This is a genomic window from Acidaminococcus sp. AM05-11, from assembly GCF_003472805.1.
GTDB classification, from domain to species: Bacteria; Bacillota; Negativicutes; order Acidaminococcales; family Acidaminococcaceae; genus Acidaminococcus; species Acidaminococcus hominis.
Window position 1 is genome coordinate 58,509 of sequence record NZ_QRMX01000004.1, and the last position, 22,423, is coordinate 80,931.

Genomic DNA, 22,423 nt, shown 5'->3' on the forward strand with positions numbered 1-22,423 from the left:
ATTTCTTTCCTCCCTTTATTTTATTCTTTGCACTTCTCCTATTCTACACTATAATAAAATTGTCTATTTTTTTATTCCCTGTTACGGAGGCCCCCTATGATTGATTTGCGCAGCGACACCTTAACCCAGCCTGACCTGCCCATGCTGGAAACCATCCTCACCGCCCCGGTAGGCGATGACGGACGCATTGACGAAAATGGCCGGGGCGAGGACCCCACGGTAAACAAACTGGAAGACCTGGCAGCTTCCCTTACCGGCAAGGAAGCGGGGCTGCTCTGCTGTTCCGGCAGTATGACCAATCTGACGGCCCTGCTTACCTGGTGCCGGCCAGGAGACCGTGTACTGGTCAACAATCTCCAGCACCTGGACAAAAGCGAGAAAACCGCTTTTTCTCCCCGCTTTGGCCAGCTCCAGCGGGCTACGTACCCTCTGGATGAAGATTTCCAGCCGGACCTGAATGTCATTGAAGACCAATTGAAAAAAGGCGGTATTTCCCTGCTCTGCCTGGAAAATACGCATAATTTCTCTGGCGGCACCTGCATTACGGAAGAAAGCCTGAAACAGATCTACACATTGGCCCAACAGTACCACGTGCCCGTCCACACCGATGGCGTGCGGATTTTTAATGCCGCCCTGCACCTTAAAACCACCGTGGCCCGGCTGTGCCAGTACACGGATTCCGTAGATTTCAGCCTGTCCAAGAGCCTGGCGGCCCCCATTGGCTCCCTGCTCTGCGGCACCAATGCCTTCATCCGGGAGGCCCGGGATACCCGGAAAATGATTGGCGGCGGTATGCGCCAGGCCGGCATCATTGCAGCCCCCGGCATCTATGCCCTGGAGCACAACCGAGGCCGGCTCCAGGAGGACCATGACCACTGTGCCCTGTGCGCTTCCCTGCTCCAGGATTTGAACGTCATCGTACCCCCGAACCCCAAAGCCGTCCAGACCAATATCCTGCTGCTGGATGTCACCCCCACCGGCCTGTCCAACCACGAGTTCTGCCGCAAAGCCAAGGAACAGGGGCTGCTGATTAACCCCATTTTGGATAAATTCGTCCGGATGATTTTCTACAAAGGCATTACCACCGAGGATGTCCGGGCAGCCGCCCAAATCCTCCATACCATGGATAAAAAGTACCGCTAAAGCAAAAAAACTGCGTGACACGAAGTCTGTTCGTGCCGCGCAGTTTTTTTAATACCAATCGTGTTTCTCGTTCCGATTCAGTGCCGCAATTTTCGCCATTTCCTCGTCCGTCAGGCTAAAGCCCAACAAATCCAGATTTTCCCTGATATGCTTGGGATTGCTGGAACCGGGAATCACCACCACGCCCCGCTGGAGATTCCACCGGAGAATCACCTGGACAGGCGTAACCCCGTGGGCTTTGGCAATGGCCGCCAGGGTCTTATCCCCCAGCAGTTCCTGGTTATGCCCCCGGCCGCCCAACGGATACCAGCCCTGGACCGTAATACCCAGTTTCTGGATATAGGGCACCACGTCCGGCTCCTGGTAATAGGGATGGATTTCGTTTTGCACCAGGGCCGGCGTAATCTGCACCTGGGGCAGGAATTTCTCCAGCTCCGCCTGGTACCAGTTGGACAAGCCAATGGAGTGGATTTTCCCCGCTGCCACCGCCTTTTCCATGGCCTGGTAGGCTTTCACATCCCCTTCCCCGGGATGGTGCAGCAGCAGCATGTCGATATAACCGATATTCAGGGTATTGAGCGCCTGGGTAATGGCCGCCTCAGGGTCCCCATACTGGCTGGGATACAGCTTGGTAATCACAAAGATTTCCTCCCGGGGCACCCCGCTGTCCCGGATGGCCCGACCCACTGCGGCCTCGTTGTTGTAGGCGTAGGCCGTGTCGATCAGCCGCCCTCCCGCTTTGAGGAAAGTAGTAATGGAATCGTAGCACACCTGGTCGCTGAGGGAATAGGTCCCCATACCCATAATGGGCATTTTATAGCCGCTGTTGAGCGTCACCGTGCCAGCTTTCAAATCAAAATGGCCGGGATTGGTTTCCCCAGCCGCCGTCTTTTCTCCGACCGCAGGCGCAGCCGCCTTGCTGCCAGCCGAATTACCCTGGGTCGTTTGGCCGCAGGCCGTCAGCCCCAGCACCAGCAGCAGCGTCAGGGTCATCGTTAAGAGTTTTTTCATGCTATGCCTCCCATAAATGACTTGTCAGCCCAAGACGACCGAGATTCTGCCCGGCCCGTCAAGGTCCTTAATACCACCCAAACAAGGAACGGCCTTCGTTCAACGTGCTAAGCTGGGCCATATCCTCCGGCGTCAGTTGGAAATCCAAACAATGCAGGTTCTCCTCCATACGCTCCCGGTGCACCGATTTGGGAATTACAGCAATCCCGTTCTGAAGCAGATAGCGCAGCGCCGTTTGGCCGGCCGTCTTGCCGTATTTTTCCCCAATCTGGTTCAGCAGCGGCTGGGCAAAGATATTATGCCGCCCCTCGGTAAAAGGCCCCCAGGACTGCATCTGCGTGCCCTGGCGGTCCAGCTGCGCCTTGAGTTCCAGCTGCGGATAATACACATGGGCTTCCACCTGATTGACCGCAGGCACCAGCCCACACTGTTTCAGGAACCAGTCGTAAGCTTTAGGTTCAAAATTGGATATGCCAATGGCCCGAACTTTGCCTGCTGCATAGGCTTCCTTTAGGGCTTCGTACATTTCCAGCGCCTGCTCGTAGGGTTCATGAATCAGCAGCAGATCAAGATAGTCCGTTTGCAGCGCTTCCAGGGATTTGGCAATGCCCTCCTTGGCCTTTTGGTAGCTGCAGCTGGGACGATAGAGCTTGGTAGTAATAAAGACGTCTTTCCTGGCAAGGCCGCTTTCCCGTACCGCCTGCCCCACAATTTCCTCGTTCCCGTACATTTGGGCCGTATCGATTAGACGATAGCCCACCTCCAGCGCCGTTAGAATCACCTGTTTGCCGGCCTCACCCCGTACATCCCAGGTTCCAAATCCCACCGCTGGCAGCTTCACCCCATTATTCAGCGTAAAATATTCCATTCCTGCCCCTTTCCCGGCAACCCTGAAAGCGTTGCCGCCGTTTTGCACGCAGCTGCCGGGAGAGCCAAACCCGCTCCCAGGCGCCAGCGCACAATTCTAATTCCATTATAAAACCCACTCTGCAAAATGCAAAATAGCAATCCGTCATTTTTCATTATGCTTTTTTCGAATGATAATACCAAAAGCCCCAACTGCGTCCCGCTCCCAGCAGCCGACAAAAGAGACTGCCTGGCACGAAAAACTTTCTGCCAAGCAGTCTCTTTTTATAAAGGAGGAGTGTTTTTTATTTCAAGCTTACTTTGCCGGATTCACCACGTACTTCGGTGCTTCTCCATTCGCCAGCCGCTTCAGATTTTCTACAATCATGGGCATAATAGAATCGGAGATATCATTGGTGGTGCCGCCAATATGGGGCGTTACCACAATGTTGGGGTCGTGGAGCAGCGGGTTCTCCTTGGAAATGGGGGATTCCTCGGTGCAGTCCAGACCAGCGCCATTCAGTTTACCGCTCTTTACAGCTTCCACAAGCACGCTGTCGTCCACAATGCCGCTCCGGGCAGTATTGATGACAATGGCGCCGTCCTTCACCTGCTTGATATTGTCGGCGTTCAGCATATGCTTGGTGCCGTCAGTCAGGGGCACATGGTAGGTAATCACATCGGAAGTGGCCAGCAGGGTATCATAATCCACATAGGTCATATGAAAGGCCTTTTCCATTTCTGCCGGCAGCCGGAACGGATCATAGTACTGGGTGGTGGCACCAAAGGCCTGTACCTTCTGAGCCACCTGACGGCCGATGTTGCCGCCGCCTACAATCCCCACCACCTTGTGGTTCAGGGAGCTGCTTTGGGCCGTGTACAGTTCCCGGCTCCAGACCCCTTCCTGGAGCTTCCGTTCATGGCAGATCAATTTCCGGCCCACCGCCAGCATCAGTATCACTGCCAGTTCGCTGACCGCATAGGCATTGGCCCCCGGCGTATTGCAGACGTCCACGTTCTTTTCCCGGGCTGCTGCCACGTCTACGGCATCATAGCCCACGCCCCAGCGCATAATCATTTTCAGCCGGGAAGAGAAGCGTTCAATCACCGGGCGCGGCATCTTCAGGATCCGCAGCACAATGGCGTCCACGTCATTTTCCTTGGCAAATTCTTCTTCGGTCACCACGGCCCGGATGTTGATGTCCGTACCCTTTACCATAGCCTGCATTCTTTCCAAAGTCCCTGCAGGGAACGTCCCTGCCAGCAATACTTCAAACATTCCATTTACCTCCTTAGCCCTTGGCTTATGCCTTGATTTCCCCAGCCACCTTGCGAATCAGGTCTTCAGACGGATTCTTCCGGTCAATAACCGCCGTATGCACCATCAGCTGGTACAGGTTAACGCCCGTTTCTGCTGCCACCTTCTTGAACAAAGCGCTCTTGGAGGAGTGCAGGCCGGTAATGCCCAGTACCAGGTCAAAGGGCGTAATGGGGTTATGGTAATCATGGTCCTTCTTCATGATGGGTTCCAAGTCATCGTTGATGAATTGCAGCAGGCTGTACAGGTTGATGTGTTTCAGTTCCCCGTATTTTTGCAGCACCGCAATGCCCGCTTCCGTAGGCAGGTTCCCAGCGCTTCTGGCCATCCCCATGAGACCCCCGTCCAGTACGGAAGCGCCGCCCCGGTAGGCAGCCAAGGCATTGGCCGCAGACAGGGCCAGGTTGTTATGACAATGGAAGGCGATGGGAATGCTTACGCTCTTGGTCAGCAGTTCCACGGTCTTTTCCACTTCGTCCGGCAGCATGCAGCCTGCAGAGTCCATAATGGTAAATTCATCCAGGCCGGCCGCTTCCAGTTTCTTGGCGGATTCTGCCAGTTCTTCCGGAGAAACGATGTACGCCTTCATAGCAGAATAAAACGCCTTCATGCCGTTCTTTTTGATGACCTTAATGGGTTCAATAGCCAGATCCGGTTCATCGGCATCCACGCCCACCCGCAGGAAAGCCAGGTGATTGGCAGCAGCCAGTTCCACGTATTTTTGGCGATACCGTTTGGCGTTCAGGAACATCCCCACCTTGCCCGTAGCCGCATACGGCTGCATCAGCTCCAGGTACTTTTCATCCGTTTCCGCCTTGGTGAAACCAGCCACTTCGTAGGCCCCAATGCCGCCGGAGTTGCCCATTTCAATATAGTCCACATTGCAGTCAATCAGTGCTTTCAGCATCATAGAAGTCAGATTGGCATCAAAGCCCTTGCCCACCACATTGCCGCCGTCACGTAACGTACAATCCAAAATTTTCAACATAAGAAATACCCTCCCGTTTATAATCTGTTTTATCTGCTTTAAACTTACCACTTTTATTGACAGTAATAAAACAGTATTTTATTTTTAATTCTACAACTTTTTCATTGTGATAAGGGCGATAGAAATGGTCATTTTGACCATTTCTACCCACACCTTAGTTTATTACTTGTATGCCTTTCTCAAATGTGCCTTCAGTTTTTCCAACATAGGATACAGCAGAGACAGCACAATCAACACCATCAGGCCAACACAAATCGGTCTGCCAAAGTAATAGCCCAGCACATCGCCTTTGGCCATAACCAAGGACAGCATCAGGCCACGTTCAGCCGTGGGTCCTAAGATTAAGCCCAAAATCAGAGCCGGAGAAGACAAATCGTATTTCTCCATCAAATAGCCCAAAGCACCGAAGAATACAGCTACAGCCACATCAAACATAGAACCGTTGATAGCATAGGAACCAATCAGTGCCAAAGGAATGATAACCGGCATCAGGATAGAGTTAGGGATACGGGTAACATGCACAACATATTTGGCAATGGCCATCCCGACAAACACCATCAAAATGTTGGACAGAGCAAACCCAATCAGAATGGAATAGGTAATATCAGCTTGCGCGGTAAACAACTTACTGCCAGGAACCAAGCCCTGAATTAACAGCCCGCCCAAGATAATAGCGGCGTTAGGGCTGCCAGGAATGGACAGGGTGAGCAGTGGGATCATAGAGCCGCCAGTTACGGCGTTGTTCCCAGTTTCGCAGGCACACAGGCCATCCAAGGAACCATGGCCAAATTCTTCCGGATGCTTGGACCGCTTCTTTGCCTGGTCATAAGCAATCCAGGAACCAATATTGCCGCCAGCCCCCGGCAGGATGCCTACGATAATACCAATAACAGAAGAGATAAGCCAGTTCCAAATGTAACGGGGAACCTCACTCAACGTAGGCAGCATTTTGGTACCCAAGGTAGCGTTACTCTTTTCCAGCAAGGATTTATTGGCATTCTTGTAGTCTTCGCAGTTGTTCATTACAACGGAAACCGTAAACAAACCAATCAGAGCGGGTACCATTTGGATACCATTCATCATGGCATCTGCACCAAAAGTATATCTCAATACACCCGTCACATTATCAATACCCATAGTAGCCAGCAGCAACCCCATCAGGCCCATCAGCAAGCCTTTCAGCATGGATTTACCAGCCAAACTGCCGATTACCGTCAAACCAAACACAGCAATCAGAAAGCTTTCCGGTTCAGAGAATTTTAAGCTGATCATAGCCAGCGGCGGAGCAATTACCAACAGTGCAATAGCACTGAGCAAACCGCCAATGCCGGAAGACAGCATAGACATTCCTACGGCTTCCAAGCCGCGTCCCTGTTTAGTCAAAGGATACCCTTCAATAGCAGTTGCCGCATTGGCAGGAGTACCTGGCGTGTGTAGCAAAATGGCGGAAATACTACCGCCGGTCATAGCAGAAGTATAAATGGCCATCAGCATAACCAGAGCCGCCACAGGGCTCATAGAGTACGTGATAGGTAGCAGCAGGGCAATGGCCATACCACCGCTCAGCCCAGGCATGGCGCCAACTACCATACCGCCGATTACACCGACGGCCAAGCCAGCCCATACTTCCAGCGTCATCAAATTTGATAAGACTGTCTCAAACATTTTTTCACCCTCTTATTATGGCATCTGCAGCTGCAGCTGCGTAACGAATAGCACATAGACAAATACATCCAGCAAAACCGGTACACCAATCATAGCTTTCCAGTTTCTTTGTCCCAGCATATACATGCCTAAGGGGCAGAAAATAATCGTGGATACGAAGAATCCAGTCAAATCCATGGCTACTGCATAAAGTGTAATCATAATTAAAGTAATCAGTGGTGCTTTCAAGGATTTGTACTCTGGCGCTACATAATCAGTTTCCCGCAGTCCACTGATAACAAGCAAAATCGATAAAATAGCGGAAATCAATAAGATTGCCTTCGGCCACCGGGCGGCGTCCGGATTGATAAAGTCCAGGGACATTACGTAGAAAAATATTTCGATGGCCAACAGGACAAGGCCTGTTCCCACATCACCATTGAAACGCTTTGAGCTCATAGTTTTCCTCCTTAGTTATGGGAAAAGCCCCATTACAAGTCCACGACATGCAATGGGGCTTTTGCTCCCCGTTATTTTTCCCAGCCCAGAATCTTGGCAAACTTCTTCATATTGCCTTCTTCCTTCTTTACATAGTCGGTGTATTCCTGACCGCCCATGTAGTTGACGCTTTGGCCCAAAGCTTCCATCTTCTGTTTGAATTCAGGATCATTGATGGATTTGTTCATGGCATCTACCCATTTGTTGTAAATGGCATCATCTACGCCTTTGGGAAGAGCAAAGCCTCTATCGGAAGGAGAAGTGATGTTATAGCCAGGCATCAGTTCATTGAAAGTCGGCACATTCGGCATCAGCGGAGACCGCTTATTAGCAAATACGCACAGAACCTTTACTTCACCATCTTTATAGCCTTGCAGGGTTTCACCTACAGAACCCCAGCCTACATCAACGTGACCGCCCAGCAGAGCAGAATACGTATCAGACCAGCCAGCCTGATGCACGTATTTAATTTTCAGTCCCTTGATGTCTTCATTCAAAGCAACAGCCAGCAAATGTTTGTTGGTGCCTACGCCATTATCGCCGGCCAGGACTTCATTGTTCTTGGCATATTCGATAAAGCTTGGCAGATCTTTAAACTTATCATTCTTTGCGCTTACCACTAGGCAGCCATCATCACTGATTTCGTTGGCTACAAAACGGAAGCTGTCCAGGTTTTCTTTCCGTTTTTGCTGCGGATCCAGATAGCCAGAATATACGGTTGGAATATTCATCTGTGCGATGGTATAGCCATCAGGAGCAGATTTTGCCAATTCCTTCCAGGCAACCCAGCCATTAGCACCGGTCATATTCACTACCGTAATCTGTGCCCCCAGATTCTTTTCCAGGTAAGGCACCAATGTACGAACAGCGATATCAGAACCACCGCCGGCGCTCCAAGGTACCAGCATCTTAATAGACCGGCTAGGGAACTTGGATGCATCTTCTTTAGATGCAGTCTGCTTGCCGCAAGCGGCCGTTCCCAACAGACACATGAGAGACAGTGCTACAACCCCGAGTTTTTTCAGCGAACCCAACTTCATAACAATTCCTCCTCCAATTATTTATGAGCCTTTTTTTCCAGGCCAAATACCGTTCCGTGAAAAACAAACATATCAATTTGCCTTACAAAATCAGATTCTGCCGTTTGCGTGCTTTTATCTCCTTCAAAAGAATGTGCCGCAATCAAATGTACCAATTCTTTAGGGAGCCCTACCCGATCAGCCACTAGAGCACCCAAAATAGGATGTCTCATATAAGCTGCTACTTCCGAATGGGTAATTCCTCCGTCTTTATCCGGTGCAAATTCCAGAAACTTGCCAATATCATGGAGCAAGGCTCCCGCCACTACATAATCCCGCTTAAAGGAAATATGGTTGCGTTGATAAAACTTTTCCATGATGGCAAATTCAGCTATACACATTTGGGTTACCGTTCTTACATGTTCAATCAGAGAACATTTCACATCCCAATTGATGGTTACCGGTACATCATGAATGGTTTGCTCATTCCAACCTCCTTCTTGTGCGGATTTCAAAATCGCTTCAACAGTCAGTTTTTTGAGATTATCGTCCTGAATCTCCTCTAGTTCTGGAAACAAATCAGCAATAAACTTTGTATCCACCATTTTCGCCCCTCTCTTCCAGGATCTTTTTACCAATTTCCTCTACCTATATTTTTATTTTTCTGATTTTATGGTATCATGAATGAGTTCAATGATGAAACAGTATTTAGTGTGCTTTTTAACAGCATTATTATTGTGGAGGCAGCCATGAGTTTACTTGGATTCGAATATTTTATTGAAGTTGCCAAAGAAGGCAATATTTCCAAGGCAGCAGAAAAGCTGTACATCAGCCAGCAATCCCTGAGTGCCCACATCAAACGCCTAGAAAATAAGTACGGAGTAACCCTATTTGAGCGGAAGCCCGCCTTCCGCCTGACCCCTGCCGGGGAAGCCATGCTGTTCTACGTCCAGCAGATGCTGCGGGAAGAAAAGGACATGACGGACCGCTTTGCAGACCTGGTCCAGGGCCACTACGGCACCCTGCGCATTGGCGCCTCCCGCCAGCGCAGCGAAGCCTTTTTCGGGGACATCTGGGAACGGTACCAGGAAAAATATCCCCATATTGAAGTCCAGATTAAGGAATACAACAGCGACCAGCTCCTGGACATGCTGCGCACCCACCAGATTGACCTGTGCGTGGGCCTGAACGTGCCGGAGGCTCGGGATATCCAGGTGGAACCCCTGGTGGAAGAACACCTGTGCTGCGCCCTGAGCAAGTCCCTGCTGCTGCAGTACCGGCCGGAAACCGGAGAACAGGATTTCCAGCACTACCTGAAGGAAGGCGTGGACCTTCTGGAGCTCCAGGATCTCCCCTTCTTCCACCGGCCGGAAACCAACCAAATTCGCGTAGCCATTGACCAAATGTACGCCGCCCACTCCGTCTATCCCCACCACGTACTGGAAACCAACAACCAGCGCCTGATGCTGCGGCTGGCCTCCTATGGGGTCTGCCTTATTACCCCAATTTACCTATACTTATGCTGGCAAAGCCAAAGTGTCGCTCTGGGCATGCCCCAGATTGTAAAACTCAAGGGAGACCTGCCTTCCACCATCGTTAGTATTGTCACCCTGAAGGATCAACAGCTTCCCCAGTATGCACAATTTATGCTGCAGCTGATCCGGGAAGAATTTAATCGATACAAACGAATCATTAACGACCTAGGAGATTTCCCCCTAATTTCCTAATTACCCCAGCCGCTTATGCTAAAATCACTATAAAAAATACAGCAGTAACGCCATTTTACGTAACTGCTGTATTTTTATGTTTATTTATCACTAAACTTCCTTATTTTTTTGCATATTTTTGATAGCACTCTTTCACAGTATTCCAGGTCTTTGTCAAAATCTGAAGAGTATCTCCATAAACCTGCTGCTGTACCCTTTCCGGTTCCCCGGGAATCTGAATCTTCATTCCTGTACGAGGCCGGCTGTCCCGGATTTTATCAAACCAATTCTGTGCCCTTTGTTCAAACTCTGCCACCGGCAGAAAATGAGCAATATCCACAGCGTAAAGGAAGTGTCCGATATCCGCTTTTCGGTTGGCATCCACCACCGAGACAGATTCGCAGCTTAAATTGGCTCCTGTCAGCAATCCGCACATAGCATCCACAGCCATAGCCAGTCCATACCCTTTATGTTCCCGCATGGGCAGCAGGATTCCCTTTAAGGCAGCGTGGGGATTATCTGTATCCTGCCCTTGGGCATCCAGCGCCCAGCCAAAGGGAATCTTCTTTTCTTCCTTGGCGTAAATCCGGATTTTCCCCTTGGCCACAGCACTGGTAGCCATATCAGCACAGAAGATTTCGTTCTTTGCAGGGAAACCTATGGATACGGGATTGGTGCCAAACAATCGGTCTAAGCCGCCATAGGGGGCTACAGTAGGGCCAGCATTAGTAGAACAAAAACCCAGGCAGCCCTGTTTCGCCATATACCGGGTATAATATCCTGCGGCGCCAAAATGGTTAGAATGATGAACAGCTGCAGCACCAATACCATATAACTTGGCCAATTTCACTGCCTCGTCAGCCGCTTTCATAGTAACTACCTGGCCCAGCCCATAACCACCATCAATTTGGGCAATAGCTCCCTGCTCATTGATTTTGATTTGAGGCACCGGTTCAATCTGCCCGCTTACCAGTCGGTCCACGTAATCCTTTAACCGGATTAATCCATGGCTTTCTACCCCGCCAGCTTCTGTATCAATCAAGATTTCTGCGGTTATTTCCGCGTCCTTGGCAGGAACTCCCAGCCCTTCCAAAATGGAGACAGCCGTTTCTTTGGCTTCTTCCAGTGACACCGCTACCCGTTCTTCCATGCCTACCACACGCCTTTCCCCCAGTTTTTTTTAGTCCATGCGGAGTCCAAGAGATGATTCTCTGCTTCTTAAATCCTAGCATCTTCTATTTAAACCCACAAACAGTTTTTCCGAGGGAATTGCACAACCTAAAAATTGACGCTGCAGCAAAGAAAGCGGAACAGCAGCGTTCTTCGTATAATACCTGCCATAGCCAGCTTGGTTTACCATGTTATTTTTATAGATAACGAATTGGCATAGTTTCCAGCCTTCCTCAGAATCCTAAGTTGAAATACAAAAAAACGCAATTTTTATCATTTCAACCGGGAAAGCGGCAGGTGAGAACCAAAAAAACGCAATTTTTTGATTCTCACCTGCCGCCCAGCAATAAAAAAAACATCGCCGGAAAGGGCTAGACCTTTCCGGCGATGTTTTTTATTTATGCAGTTTTCCAGCGTTTCCCGTTTATTTTACCAGATATACGTCCGGTCTCCGGTTCTTGAAGGAGGGGAGCTTTTTCCGTACGCTCTTGATCCGGTCGGTATCAATCCGGACGGGAATCAGTTCTTCTTCTTCACTGCCGCCGCCCACGGATACGCCCATAGGATCTACAGCAATGCTTTCGCCCAGATAGGACGGGCCGCATTGGTCGCAGGCCAGCACGTACACCGTGTTTTCTACGGCTCTGGAGGTAATCAGGGTCTTGAAATGCAGGCTCTTCAAATCCCCTTTGGCCCAGGCTGCCGGCATAATGATAATGTCAGCCCCTTTGGCCGTCTGGTCCCGGGCCACTTCCGGGAAGCGGATTTCGTAGCACAGGAACATCCCAATCTTGCCAAAAGGCGTCATTACCGGGTTGAACAGTTCATTCCCCGGTTTCGTATCAGCAGATTCCTGGTGGCCAAAAGCATCATACAAATGGGTCTTTCTGTAGGTACCTTTGATTTCCCCGTTGTTGTCCACCATAACACTGGTATTGTAGTTCCGGTCATCATTATCATCATGCACCGTTTCGTTCATGCCAAAGACCATCCAGACCCCGTATTCCTTGGCTAACTTTCTCATAGCCGTAACAAAGGGACCATTGATGGGCTGGGATGCAGAAAGAATGGTCTTCCGATCCGTTCCTTCCGGATATTGGAACATAAACCGTTCCGGGAACACCATAAAGTCCGGGTTATATTGGGCTTTTGCATCTTTAATTGCCTGTTCTGCCTTCTCCAAATTATCTTTAGGATCTGGAAGCGCTTGTAATTGAGCCATCACAAATGTACTTTTCATATTGTTAGCTTTCCTCCCTCAACGCGATTGATTTACGCCATCTTTCTTAATTTTTCCACACTTTGCCGGTTTCGTCAACCAATAAATTATTTATATTTTGACTATTTGGAATGGACGGTTCCTATAAGAGAAGCTTTTCCTTCTTAACTGTACTCCTAGCCCTCACGCCGTACGTCCAGCCTGCAATGCCAGCGCTCAAGTCCCGTATGAAATGTAATAACTGTGACTTTTTTCACCGCAATAAGGACTCCCTAAGACTTCTATACCTAGATTTCTTATTGTTACACCATCCCCTTCTCTGCTACAATTGTATTGACACCAATCGATGTAATGTCATCAGCCTTACAGCAGGGAACCCAATCCAGGGAGGAAACCATGGATAATCGTGATTTATTGATTTTGAAGTATCTCAGTGATTTTAAGAACATCACCAAAACTGCCAATGCCCTATTCATGTCCCAGCCGGCCCTGACCAAGCGGATCAAGCATATGGAGAAGGAACTGAATACGCAGCTGGTAGAAAGCAGCAACAAGGGTATCACCTTAACCCCCACGGGCATTGAAGCAGCCCTATTTGCAGACGATGCCTTAAACCGTTTTGACCAACTGACGAAACGGCTAGCCGAAATCGACAACAAAAATCTCAGCGTGCTGCGGCTCACAGCGCCCAACATCATCTGCGAATATTATCTGCCTTCCATCATCCGGAAATTTAAGAAAATCCACCCTAAGGCACGCTTTCTCATTACCATGGCCCCCAGCAGCAAGGTGGTTTCCCTCATGAACAACAACCAATGTGACTTTGGCTTTTTGCGCAATGATTTTGGCTGGGATGATGCAGGCATGCTTCTGCTGACCACCAACCACATTGTAGCAGCCTGCCGCCAACCCTTTGCCCTAAAAGATTTATCCCATATGAACCGGGTAGCCTACACCACGGATGCCTATTATATGAAGATGCTGGATTTATGGTGGAGCAATAACTTCTCTACCCCTCCCCATATTGATGTCCAGGTCAGCAGTTTGGACCTGTGCTGTGAAATGGTTTTTCAGGGCTTGGGTTTTGGTCTGTTGCCTTCCGTGCTGATTCCCAAGGATCTTCCCATCCACCAGCTAGTACTTAACGATAAAGATGGAAAGCCCATACAGCGGCATACTTATTTGATTTTCAAGGAAAAAGAAGTAAACTCTCGTATTAAAAAGGATTTTCTTGCCTTTATCCAAGAGCATCCCTTTGAAAGCTTTCTTTCCCTTCACGAAGCAGCCAAAGAAGTTTAGTTTTTACAAGCTACAAATTGCTATTATGCAGCGGATATTCTCCGCTGCCTTTTTTATGTCTAAACACTCCTCGTTGTCGCACTTACAATAACCAGCAGTTATGATGAATATACAAACATACCATTATACAATTTTTTAATATTCAGATAAGATGAAACCATCAAGTTAGTTTGGTGCGCGCCCAAGCTTCGGTAAAACAGATTTTAGTTCTGAAAGGAGCAGTAATATGAGCAGCATGATTGGTCTTGGCATTATTTCCCTGGTTCTTTATGTTGCCATCATCCTGGTTCTCAACGTCGGTTTGAAACGGCGGGCTTCCGAAGCCATGATGTGGTCTTATCTGGTCATTGTCGTTGTCGCAGGTCTTTTTTCTAAACATTCCATTGGTGCCGTCTTTAAAGACAGCTTTTCCTACGGGATCCATGCCGAAGTGGTTTACGCCGCCATGGCATTCGTTTTCATGTCCTACCTGATGGAAAAAACCGGCGTTATTATGCGCTTGGTTAATATCTTAAACAGCGTTATCGGCCGTTTTGCCGGCGGCAGCGGCTACGTTTCCACCATCGGTTCTGCCCTGTTCGGCATGGTTTCTGGTTCCGGTTCCGGCAACGCCGCAGCCATTGGTTCCATCACCATTCCCTGGATGATGCAAACCGGTTGGTCCGTAGAACGGGCTACCTTAATCTGCGCTGGCAACGCCGGCATGGGCATGATTTTCCCACCTTCCACCTCCATGCTTTTGCTTTTAGGTATGGACAGCATTGCTTCTGAGCTTTCTGGCGGCACCTTGTATGTGGCTCTGCTGGGCGCTGGTGCCATTATTCTGGCCTACCGGTTGGCCGTTGTCTATTACTTTGCCAAAAAGGATGGTCTGAAACCCATTCCCAAAGAACAGATTATTCCCTTTGGCCGGGCCCTGAAAGAAAATGGTTCTTCCCTCCTGATTTTCCTGGGCGTTTTGGTACCCCTGATTTTCACCATGGGTCCCGTAGGGGATTGGGTCAAGGCAACTATGAACGCCTCTTTCCCCAAAGCCTTTAAATCCATTTCCATTGTGTTCTGGATTCCCATTTGTATGTCCATCTTTACCATCATTGAAGGCTGGAGCCATCTGCCCCACACCATTTCCGGCTGGAAAGAACTGATTGAAGAATCCATTGGCCGCTATGCCGATGTGGGCATGCTGCTGTTCACGGCCTTTGCTGCTTCCGGTGTACTAAACAAACTGGGCATGACGGAAGAAGTCAAAAATATTTTTGCCCACTTGGGAGCCTATTCTCCCTTCCTCGTCATTGTCGTTATCGCCGTTCTGATTACCATGATGGACGGCCCGTTCTCCGGTACTGCTACCACCAGCGCTTTGGGTGCTGCCGTATATGCAGCCCTGCGCTCCATCGGCCTGCCGCCGGTAGTTTGCTGTGTTGCTTTTCTGAACCTGATTTCCAATGAAGGTGCCATTCCTCCCAACGCTGCGCCCCTGTACATTGCCAGCGGTATCGCAGGGCTGGAAGACCCTTCCAAGATTTTCAAGCCCATCTTGATTTACTTTGTATTCCCCATTATGCTCATTGCCATTTTGATTATGGCTCGGATCATTCCGGTTATTGGTGCGTGAGGTGACTAGCATGGAAAAAACGTTGAAAGCTTTGTGTGCAGAAGTATTCCTGATCACCATGCCCCTGTTCATGCTTTTGGGCATCATCATTGTATTGGTACAGCTCGTTTCCATTTTCATGGGCAATGGCAGCCAACTGGTCTACATCAGAAAGCTGCTGTACCCTTGGGCATCCAATGCATCCAGTTTGTGTATGTTTGCAGCCTTTATCTACAGCTATGTAAAAAAGGCCTGACAATAGTTCCAACTTGATAAGGAGGCCATGTTCTCATGGAATTTACAGACAAAATGGTCACGGCTGGCAGCAATGCCAAGCATGATCTCCTGCTGCGCCTGGAACTGGGCGGAACCACCCGGGAAATTGAGGTGCACAGCAAAGTAGAAAAAAAATTTGGTGACGCCATCCGCGCTGACGTAAACCAGGTCCTGGATGAGTATCAAATCCAGGGCGCCAAAGTAGAAGTGGAGGATTTGGGAGCCTGGGATTTCGCCATCCTGGCCCGGACCGAAACCGCCGTCAAACGTGCTTTGAAAAAAGAGGAGGCGGCAAAATGATCAATTCCCTGTACAGAACCATGTTCTTTGTCCCCGGCAACGCTCCGGGAAAAATTGCCAAGGCCGAGATTTATGGTGCCGACTGCCTGATTTATGACCTGGAAGATGCGGTTTCCATTTACGAAAAAGATGCTGCCCGGGACCTGCTGTGCCGCTTCTTGAAGGCCCACCGTCCGGACTGCCGCATTGGTATCCGCATCAACGGCCAGGATACGCCCTACTATGAAGACGACGTCAAGGCCCTGGTTCCCTTAAAGCCCGACTTTCTCCGGTTGCCCAAATCGGAAACCAAGGAGAACATCCAGCAGTTGGATGCGCTTTTGACCCAGCAGGAAGAACTGGCTGGCATTCCCGTAGGAACCATTAAGATTGCCGCCACCATTGAAACAGCTCTGGGCGTCTACAACGCCTATGAAATTGCCACCGCCTCTCCCCGGATGTTTGCCATTGGCCTGGGTGCAGAAGACTTCCGCACCGATATGCGCATGAGCCGCCGGGAAGATGCCCAGGAAATCCTGTTCGCCCGGAACCAGATTTCCCTGTGTGCCCATGCCGCCAAAGTCATCCCCATGGATTACGTCAACAGTAATTTCAAGGATCCGGAAGGCTTCAAGGCCGATGTGGCCTTTGGCAAAATGCTGGGCTTCACCTGCAAGTCCTGCATCCATCCCAACCAGATTCCCCTGGTGCATGAGGTCTATACCCCTACGGATCAAGAAATTGAACACGCCAAGAAGGTAGTAGCCGTATATGAAGAAGCTATGGCCAATGCTTCCGGCGTAGTTGCCCTGGACGGCAAAATGATTGATATGCCCATCGTAACCCGTGCCAAGGATACGCTGGCCTATGCCAAGGCTGCTGGAAAAGAGGTTTAAACCCATGAACGAAAAAGCTATGGAAATCATTCGTGCTGTACCCGGTTGGGAGAATAAGGAGGCCTTTGCCGGCGCCTATGCCTGCCAGCCTAAGACACAAAAGTTGGCCCCACGGCCATTAAAGACCTTCCGTCCCGGCCAAACCAAGGTGCATGACCTGGGCTATATTCTGGACGCCATTGAGCTGAAAGATGGCATGACCATTTCCTTCCACCATTGCCTGCGCAATGGGGATGCAGTAATGCTCTACATTGTTGACGCCATTGCCAAAAAAGGCATCAAAGATTTGACCTTGTCCGCCTCGTCTTTAAGCAAAGTCCAGGACTGCCTGCTGCCCTACTTTGAAGCCGGCGTCATTACGGCCGTAGACACCAGCGGTGCCCGCAGCAAACTGGGCCAGTTCATCCAGCAGGGCAAGCTGAAAAAGCCCGCCATCTTCAGAACCCATGGCGGCCGTGCCCGGGCCATTGAAACTGGCGAACTGCACATTGATGCAGCTTTTATTGCAGCTCCGGCCTGCGATACCTACGGCAATATCAACGGGGTTGAAGGTGCTTCTGCCTGCGGTTCCCTGGGTTATGCCATGCCGGATGCAGAATATGCGGACCATGTAGTTGCCGTCACCGATAACTTGTCCGACCTGCCGTTGGATTACGTCAGCATTCTCCAAACCCAGGTGGACTACGTGACTACTGTAGCATCCATTGGTGACCCTGCCGGTATTACCACCGGGTCCATTCGGGTCAGCAAGAACCCTGCCGAACTAGTGATTTCCAACTATGCGGCCCGGGTTATTGCTGCCACCCCCTATTTCCATGACAACATGGTATTCCAGTTTGGCAGCGGCGGTATCGCCATCTCCACGGCCGGTTATATCCGCAAGGAAATGCTGGAAAAGGGCTATACAGCCGCGGCCGGTGTAGGCGGAGTTTCTGGCTTCCACGTACAAATGCTGAAGGAAGGTCTGATCAAGACCTTCTATGATCCCCAAGATTTTGACCCCGATGCCATTACCTCCCTGCGGACGGATATCCGGCACCACGAAATTTCTGCTTCGGCCTATGCCAACCCCTTCAGTGCCTGCCCCTACGTAAATATGCTGGATTTCACCGTGCTCAGCGCCACAGAAATGGACGTGAACTTCAACGTAAACGTGCTGACCGATTCCTATGGCAAACTGCTGGGGGCTCCCGGCGGCCATCCTGATTCTGCGGCCGGTGCCAAAATGACCCTGATCACCATGCCCCTGCTCCGGGGACGCCTGCCCATGCTCCTGGACCGGGTAACCACCATTGTTACCCCCGGCGAATCCGTGGACGTGCTGGTAACCGATTACGGCATTGCCGTGAATCCTGCCCGCCCGGATATTGCCGACTGCCTGAAAGGCAAGGGCCTGCCAGTAACTTCCATCGAAGCCCTGCGGGAAAAGGCAGTGGAACTCTCCGGTCATGCCACTCCGCTCCAATTGGGAGACAAAATCTGCGGAGTTGTAGAATACCGGGATGGCAGCATTATCGATGTAGTAAGAAACCTAGAAGACTAAAATCACTTACCCTCCAGAAAAAATTTAGAATAGAATGAAGAACGGCTCCAGCCGCACCCTCGTGCAGCTGGAGCCGTTCTTCGTTTTCCAATCTTACTTCTTTTTCCTAAAGCAGAAAGTGCAATGCCCATCTTTGTACATGATGTGGTCATGGATGCATTCCATATCCTCATTGTAGCCTTTGACAATGGCCGGATCGATATTCTCGCAGTAAATGCGGCCATATTTCTCCTCTCCGGCGTCTATCCAGGTTTGGGCAAATACGCAGCGGTCAAAATCCTGATGGATTTCATCCGGCGTATATTTGGTTTCAGCACCGAACAGCTCACTGCGTTCCATATCGTAACTGGGCAGATAAGCTTCCAAGTCATTGGTTTTACCGCTTTGGGCTGCACGATGGGCAATATCCTTGCCTCTGGCAACGCCCCATTCAATGACGGTTTCTTTCAGTAAGTCCAGACCTTCTGCACCGTATTTCTTCTCCAGGTTTTTAGCCAGGATAGAGAAGAACCGGGCAAATAGGACAAACATATTCACGGGTTTGTCCACTTTTTCCATTGCCATTTATACTCCCCCTATTACAGTACTTCTTATTTCTTATGGTTCAAACGGTATTCCGCCAGCCCATTCATAAAGTACAGAGCAGCCCAGCAGCCCACATGAGAAGCGGTTTGCAGCGTACCATTTTCCGGATAAATTTCCACAAAGTCCAGGGAAGAAGCACCTGCCAAGCCAGCTTCATGCACCATCATCAAAAGTTCAAAGCTGGTCAGGCCTGCCATATCTTGCGGGCCTTGGGGCATAAAGGCAGCATCCAGGCTGTCAGCGCAAATAGTAACATACAGCACATCCGTATCTTTAGAAGCAATTTCAATGGCTTTCTTGATAGAGGCTTCCCAACCATTTTTCTTTACTTCAAAGCAGGGAATTACGGTAGCACCAAACTTCTTGGCATTTTCCCGTTCTTGTTGGTGATTTCTGGGTCCCCGGATACCAATATGCACAATCTTGGTGGCATCCATGTTAGGATCATTGTACAGACGGTAGAAAGGAGAACACCGGGACAGGTCATCGTCACCAAAAGCATTGTAGTTATCCAAATGGGCATCGAAATGCAGAACTCCTACACGTTTGGGATGGCGTTTGGCCAATTCACTGATGGCCGGATAAGCAATACCATGGTCGCCGCCAAACAAGATGGGAACAGCCCCTGCATCCACAATTTCACCGTACCGTTCCCGAATCTGTTGGAAGGTGAAGTCATAGTTACCGTTTTGTACAGCACAATCGCCATAATCTCCAGCCTTCAATACGGATAAGGAATCCAAATCGAAGTCAGGCAGATAACCAGTGTAGCGGATAGAAGCTGTACGGATGGACTTGGGACCTTCTGTGCAGGAGGAATAGCCGCCAATGGTGCAGCCGCCTTCCCAAGGCACACCCAGGACTGCCACATCCACCTTCTTCAAGTCTTCTTTCTTTTCCAGAACGGACAGATTCAAAAAGGACGGAACGCCGCTATAGATATTGGTGGGCAAAAATGCAGGATCGTAGATACAAGGTTTGCTTTCTTTCATCTAAGAACATCTCCTTTTATTAATAGAACACCATTCACAATATATGCAATGTGTTTTTACTTACATCAGGCTGACCACACTGCTCAGACCTAGCACCAGGGAAATTCCAAAGATGCCAACACCCAAGACCGTTTCCAGCTTGCTGTTAACAAATTGGCCCATAATCCCATGACGGCAGGTCAGATAGATGGTAACGCCTACCACAACTGGCAGGACTATGCCATTGACCATTTGTGCTGCCATAATTAATGCAATCGGATTAAAACCCATACCAGCAACAACGATACCGGTAATCAGCACCAGGAAATTGGTGATGGTGTAACGTTTGTCAGAACGATCAGTTTTCCATTTGAATAGACCAGCCAATACGTAGGATACACCCATAGGAGTGCAGACAGCAGATGAAACGCCGGCGGCCACCAGGCCAATAGCCATAAACGGTTCAGCCCAAACTCCCAAGGTAGGGCGCAGCTGAACAGCCATATCCATAGCATTCCGAACTGGCATGCCGTACATCACCGTAGCAGAAGTTACCATAATGGCACCGGTAACAATGCCGCCGATGATCATAGGAATGTTGGTACCAAAACGGCACAGCGGGAGTTCATCCGTAGAATGCCAAGTCCGTTTGGCAGAAGCTGCATGAAGGAACATGTTGTAGGGGACTACTGTAGTGCCAATCAGGGATAAGCAAGTCATCAGTCCACCCTGGGGAATATTAGGCACGCAGCCAGCCAGCAAATCTCCGACGTCTGGTCTCACCACAATCATGGTTACCAGGAACACCACAGCCATAATTACTACGCAGATGCCCAAAAGTTTTTCCAGATACTTCACAGCGTCACCAGCAAAGCTCAAAATCAACAAGATGCACAGACCCCAAATGGGAGCAATAATGCGGGTGGAAACGCCGGTTAAGGCGCTGATGCCAATGGCAGTACCCGTCAAGTCACCGCTCATATAGGCAAACCCGCCAATGGTAATGGCTACGGCCACCAAGCCGCAAAGCAGATTTCGTAAAAGAGGACGGTCTTCAAAATCTTTCACTAGATTTTCCGCCAAGCCCATTTGGGTTACAATGCCCAGGCGGGCAGCCATTCCCTGCATGACCATAACTGCAATCACCGAGAAAATTACGCACCAGAACAAGCTTAAGCCGTAGTCCGCACCGGCTTTAGTAGAACTGGTAACCGTGCCCGGTCCAATAAAGGATCCTACAATAAGGAACCCAGGTCCCAGTGATTTCATTTTGTCACTGAGCGTGTACTTCTTTGCTTCTGTTTGCATGTTCGTCATGCCTCCTACTCCCCTCGATTAACTACCTGCAACTCATAGTCGTTTTCTCTGTTTTGACTACATTGTCGTTTTTTATGTTGCATTGTAGTTTATGCGTAGAGTTATACCACGAATGAAAATGATTTGTCAACAATTTTCATTCGTGGTACTCTAGTAGCATCAAAATAGAAGGCAAAAGGAGCCATTATGGAAAAGAAGTTACAAAAACCCATCCAATCCGTAGAACGTGCCATTAAAATCTTAGATTGTTTTTCTCTTATTACCCCCAGTCTTTCCTTAGCTTCCATCAGTGAAATGACGGGACTCAACATCAATACTACCCGAGGCCTGGTGAATACTTTGGTAGAAAATCAGCTGCTCCTGCGCGATGCTGATACAGGCAATTACAAGTTGGGCTTTTATTTTGTTTCTAAAGCATCCATGATTCATGAGGACATTAATCGTTATATTAGATTATTCAAGCCACTTTTGGATGAAATTGCCACGAAATATCATTTTTCCACCAGCTTGCAGATGGTTTATCACAATCAAATATTTAGTATCTACTGTGCCTATCCTACCAAGGCCGCTTACTACATTGTTATGTCTGAATATACGGATTTGCCGCTCAGTGCTACCAGTTCCGGCAAATTATTACTGGCCAATCAGATTTCTCATGGCCGAAAAAACATATTGGACAATTTCGACTATCACGCTTACACCATTAATACCATCAAAACGAAGGATCAACTGTTATGGCAGTTGGAGGACATTGCCCGCAAGGGCTACGCCACGGAGATTGAGGAATTTGTTTATGATGTGGGCAGCCTTGCAATTCCGTTATATGATGAACTCGGTCGGCTCAGTTTCACTGTGTCCTCAACTTTTTTTGTTAAATATTTGCTGAATGTCAAAGATGATTTACTAAAGGATTTCCAGCGGGCTGTAGAAATCTGGAATACGACCCTGCATAAGGAGGTTTAAAAATGCTTTCTTTAGAAAAAATCTGGGAGGACCTGTTCTTCCCCCTTTCTCACTTTGGCTACACAGAAGGAAAAGGCACTACCCGTCTATCCTGGTCTCCAGCCTTTCAGGAGGCGCAAGCGTATCTAATGGATTATG

At 49.4% G+C, this 22,423-nt stretch carries 22 protein-coding genes; 9 read left to right on the forward strand and 13 right to left on the reverse strand.

Translation table 11 applies throughout. The features are described from left to right. Positions 1 to 96: 96 nt before the first annotated feature. Positions 97 to 1,143: a GntG family PLP-dependent aldolase gene (locus tag DW089_RS03475; RefSeq protein WP_118286776.1), complete on the forward strand. Its 1,047-nt coding sequence runs from the start codon at positions 97 to 99 to the stop codon at positions 1,141 to 1,143. A 48-nt stretch (positions 1,144 to 1,191) separates the two neighbouring features. Here DW089_RS03475 and DW089_RS03480 read toward each other — a convergent pair whose 3' ends face one another. The 8 genes from DW089_RS03480 to DW089_RS03515 all read right to left on the reverse strand — a co-directional run bounded on the left by DW089_RS03480 (position 1,192) and on the right by DW089_RS03515 (position 9,072). After that, positions 1,192 to 2,154, reverse strand: coding sequence for an aldo/keto reductase (locus DW089_RS03480; protein ID WP_118286777.1), 963 nt, complete (start codon positions 2,152 to 2,154; stop codon positions 1,192 to 1,194). A gap of 67 nt (positions 2,155 to 2,221) precedes the next feature. Then, entirely contained in the window at positions 2,222 to 3,022 is an 801-nt protein-coding gene (locus tag DW089_RS03485) for an aldo/keto reductase (RefSeq protein ID WP_105326527.1), read from the reverse strand. 294 nt (positions 3,023 to 3,316) lie between these two features. Next, positions 3,317 to 4,279, reverse strand: a complete 963-nt coding sequence (locus DW089_RS03490; RefSeq protein WP_105326469.1) for an NAD(P)-dependent oxidoreductase — start codon at positions 4,277 to 4,279, stop codon at positions 3,317 to 3,319. Between the two features lie 25 nt (positions 4,280 to 4,304). Continuing rightward, positions 4,305 to 5,306 (reverse strand): 4-hydroxy-2-oxovalerate aldolase, encoded by a 1,002-nt coding sequence (locus DW089_RS03495; RefSeq protein ID WP_105326470.1) that lies wholly within the window; start codon positions 5,304 to 5,306, stop codon positions 4,305 to 4,307. 162 nt (positions 5,307 to 5,468) lie between these two features. Then, positions 5,469 to 6,944, reverse strand: coding sequence for a tripartite tricarboxylate transporter permease (locus DW089_RS03500; protein WP_199614533.1), 1,476 nt, complete (start codon positions 6,942 to 6,944; stop codon positions 5,469 to 5,471). Positions 6,945 to 6,986: 42 nt separating this feature from the next. Then, complete coding sequence (locus DW089_RS03505; RefSeq protein ID WP_118286779.1) at positions 6,987 to 7,409, reverse strand: tripartite tricarboxylate transporter TctB family protein; 423 nt, start codon at positions 7,407 to 7,409, stop codon at positions 6,987 to 6,989. A 71-nt stretch (positions 7,410 to 7,480) separates the two neighbouring features. After that, positions 7,481 to 8,488 (reverse strand): tripartite tricarboxylate transporter substrate binding protein, encoded by a 1,008-nt coding sequence (locus tag DW089_RS03510; protein ID WP_118286780.1) that lies wholly within the window; start codon positions 8,486 to 8,488, stop codon positions 7,481 to 7,483. A 17-nt stretch (positions 8,489 to 8,505) separates the two neighbouring features. After that, positions 8,506 to 9,072: an HD domain-containing protein gene (locus tag DW089_RS03515; RefSeq protein WP_118286781.1), complete on the reverse strand. Its 567-nt coding sequence runs from the start codon at positions 9,070 to 9,072 to the stop codon at positions 8,506 to 8,508. Between the two features lie 144 nt (positions 9,073 to 9,216). Here DW089_RS03515 and DW089_RS03520 point away from each other — a divergent pair, with 144 nt between their 5' ends. Further along, positions 9,217 to 10,194, forward strand: coding sequence for a LysR family transcriptional regulator (locus DW089_RS03520; RefSeq protein WP_158572317.1), 978 nt, complete (start codon positions 9,217 to 9,219; stop codon positions 10,192 to 10,194). Between the two features lie 100 nt (positions 10,195 to 10,294). Here DW089_RS03520 and DW089_RS03525 read toward each other — a convergent pair whose 3' ends face one another. Together DW089_RS03525 and DW089_RS03530 are read right to left on the reverse strand one after the other, a co-directional pair. Further along, positions 10,295 to 11,323 (reverse strand): Ldh family oxidoreductase, encoded by a 1,029-nt coding sequence (locus tag DW089_RS03525; RefSeq protein ID WP_158572318.1) that lies wholly within the window; start codon positions 11,321 to 11,323, stop codon positions 10,295 to 10,297. A gap of 444 nt (positions 11,324 to 11,767) precedes the next feature. After that, on the reverse strand, positions 11,768 to 12,583 hold the full coding sequence (locus tag DW089_RS03530; protein ID WP_105326473.1) for a carbon-nitrogen hydrolase family protein: 816 nt from the start codon (positions 12,581 to 12,583) through the stop codon (positions 11,768 to 11,770). A 375-nt stretch (positions 12,584 to 12,958) separates the two neighbouring features. Between DW089_RS03530 and DW089_RS03535 the strand changes: the two genes are divergently transcribed. The 6 genes from DW089_RS03535 (at position 12,959) to citF (ending at position 18,449) form a co-directional block, all read left to right on the forward strand. Next, positions 12,959 to 13,861 carry a LysR family transcriptional regulator gene (locus DW089_RS03535; RefSeq protein WP_158572319.1) on the forward strand — a complete coding sequence of 301 codons (903 nt, stop codon included), beginning with the start codon at positions 12,959 to 12,961 and terminating at the stop codon, positions 13,859 to 13,861. A gap of 226 nt (positions 13,862 to 14,087) precedes the next feature. After that, on the forward strand, positions 14,088 to 15,476 hold the full coding sequence (locus tag DW089_RS03540) for a TRAP transporter large permease subunit (protein WP_118286784.1): 1,389 nt from the start codon (positions 14,088 to 14,090) through the stop codon (positions 15,474 to 15,476). Between the two features lie 10 nt (positions 15,477 to 15,486). Continuing rightward, complete coding sequence (locus tag DW089_RS03545; protein ID WP_118286785.1) at positions 15,487 to 15,711, forward strand: hypothetical protein; 225 nt, start codon at positions 15,487 to 15,489, stop codon at positions 15,709 to 15,711. Between the two features lie 35 nt (positions 15,712 to 15,746). Then, positions 15,747 to 16,031: a citrate lyase ACP gene (locus DW089_RS03550; protein ID WP_118286786.1), complete on the forward strand. Its 285-nt coding sequence runs from the start codon at positions 15,747 to 15,749 to the stop codon at positions 16,029 to 16,031. Then, a complete protein-coding gene (locus tag DW089_RS03555) occupies positions 16,028 to 16,906 on the forward strand; it encodes a CoA ester lyase (protein ID WP_199614535.1) in 879 nt (292 codons plus the stop codon). Before DW089_RS03550 ends, DW089_RS03555 begins: the two co-directional genes overlap by 4 nt. A gap of 4 nt (positions 16,907 to 16,910) precedes the next feature. Further along, entirely contained in the window at positions 16,911 to 18,449 is a 1,539-nt protein-coding gene (citF, locus tag DW089_RS03560; protein ID WP_118286787.1) for a citrate lyase subunit alpha, read from the forward strand. Positions 18,450 to 18,542: 93 nt separating this feature from the next. On the opposite strand, the gene DW089_RS03565 is transcribed toward citF, so the two are convergent. Genes DW089_RS03565 through DW089_RS03575 form a run of 3 tightly spaced genes read right to left on the reverse strand, consistent with a single transcriptional unit; the run spans position 18,543 to position 21,322 of the window. Further along, the gene (locus tag DW089_RS03565; RefSeq protein WP_118286788.1) at positions 18,543 to 19,013 is read right to left on the reverse strand and encodes an L-2-amino-thiazoline-4-carboxylic acid hydrolase; all 471 of its coding nucleotides are present in this window, start codon (positions 19,011 to 19,013) and stop codon (positions 18,543 to 18,545) included. 26 nt (positions 19,014 to 19,039) lie between these two features. Continuing rightward, complete coding sequence (locus DW089_RS03570) at positions 19,040 to 20,026, reverse strand: agmatinase family protein (RefSeq protein WP_105326486.1); 987 nt, start codon at positions 20,024 to 20,026, stop codon at positions 19,040 to 19,042. A 60-nt stretch (positions 20,027 to 20,086) separates the two neighbouring features. After that, positions 20,087 to 21,322 carry an Nramp family divalent metal transporter gene (locus DW089_RS03575; RefSeq protein WP_234997689.1) on the reverse strand — a complete coding sequence of 412 codons (1,236 nt, stop codon included), beginning with the start codon at positions 21,320 to 21,322 and terminating at the stop codon, positions 20,087 to 20,089. A gap of 186 nt (positions 21,323 to 21,508) precedes the next feature. Between DW089_RS03575 and DW089_RS03580 the strand changes: the two genes are divergently transcribed. Then, on the forward strand, positions 21,509 to 22,285 hold the full coding sequence (locus DW089_RS03580) for an IclR family transcriptional regulator (RefSeq protein ID WP_118286789.1): 777 nt from the start codon (positions 21,509 to 21,511) through the stop codon (positions 22,283 to 22,285). Positions 22,286 to 22,423 lie beyond the last annotated feature (138 nt).

Coding starts and splice junctions, on each gene's coding strand:
- DW089_RS03475 (WP_118286776.1), top strand. CDS start 97: ATGATTGATTTGCGCAGCGACACCTTAACCCAGCCTGACCTGCCCATG.
- DW089_RS03480 (WP_118286777.1), bottom strand. CDS start 2,154: ATGAAAAAACTCTTAACGATGACCCTGACGCTGCTGCTGGTGCTGGGG.
- DW089_RS03485 (WP_105326527.1), bottom strand. CDS start 3,022: ATGGAATATTTTACGCTGAATAATGGGGTGAAGCTGCCAGCGGTGGGA.
- DW089_RS03490 (WP_105326469.1), bottom strand. CDS start 4,279: ATGTTTGAAGTATTGCTGGCAGGGACGTTCCCTGCAGGGACTTTGGAA.
- DW089_RS03495 (WP_105326470.1), bottom strand. CDS start 5,306: ATGTTGAAAATTTTGGATTGTACGTTACGTGACGGCGGCAATGTGGTG.
- DW089_RS03500 (WP_199614533.1), bottom strand. CDS start 6,944: ATGACGCTGGAAGTATGGGCTGGCTTGGCCGTCGGTGTAATCGGCGGT.
- DW089_RS03505 (WP_118286779.1), bottom strand. CDS start 7,409: ATGAGCTCAAAGCGTTTCAATGGTGATGTGGGAACAGGCCTTGTCCTG.
- DW089_RS03510 (WP_118286780.1), bottom strand. CDS start 8,488: ATGAAGTTGGGTTCGCTGAAAAAACTCGGGGTTGTAGCACTGTCTCTC.
- DW089_RS03515 (WP_118286781.1), bottom strand. CDS start 9,072: ATGGTGGATACAAAGTTTATTGCTGATTTGTTTCCAGAACTAGAGGAG.
- DW089_RS03520 (WP_158572317.1), top strand. CDS start 9,217: ATGAGTTTACTTGGATTCGAATATTTTATTGAAGTTGCCAAAGAAGGC.
- DW089_RS03525 (WP_158572318.1), bottom strand. CDS start 11,323: ATGGAAGAACGGGTAGCGGTGTCACTGGAAGAAGCCAAAGAAACGGCT.
- DW089_RS03530 (WP_105326473.1), bottom strand. CDS start 12,583: ATGAAAAGTACATTTGTGATGGCTCAATTACAAGCGCTTCCAGATCCT.
- DW089_RS03535 (WP_158572319.1), top strand. CDS start 12,959: ATGGATAATCGTGATTTATTGATTTTGAAGTATCTCAGTGATTTTAAG.
- DW089_RS03540 (WP_118286784.1), top strand. CDS start 14,088: ATGAGCAGCATGATTGGTCTTGGCATTATTTCCCTGGTTCTTTATGTT.
- DW089_RS03545 (WP_118286785.1), top strand. CDS start 15,487: ATGGAAAAAACGTTGAAAGCTTTGTGTGCAGAAGTATTCCTGATCACC.
- DW089_RS03550 (WP_118286786.1), top strand. CDS start 15,747: ATGGAATTTACAGACAAAATGGTCACGGCTGGCAGCAATGCCAAGCAT.
- DW089_RS03555 (WP_199614535.1), top strand. CDS start 16,028: ATGATCAATTCCCTGTACAGAACCATGTTCTTTGTCCCCGGCAACGCT.
- citF (WP_118286787.1), top strand. CDS start 16,911: ATGAACGAAAAAGCTATGGAAATCATTCGTGCTGTACCCGGTTGGGAG.
- DW089_RS03565 (WP_118286788.1), bottom strand. CDS start 19,013: ATGGCAATGGAAAAAGTGGACAAACCCGTGAATATGTTTGTCCTATTT.
- DW089_RS03570 (WP_105326486.1), bottom strand. CDS start 20,026: ATGAAAGAAAGCAAACCTTGTATCTACGATCCTGCATTTTTGCCCACC.
- DW089_RS03575 (WP_234997689.1), bottom strand. CDS start 21,322: ATGACGAACATGCAAACAGAAGCAAAGAAGTACACGCTCAGTGACAAA.
- DW089_RS03580 (WP_118286789.1), top strand. CDS start 21,509: ATGGAAAAGAAGTTACAAAAACCCATCCAATCCGTAGAACGTGCCATT.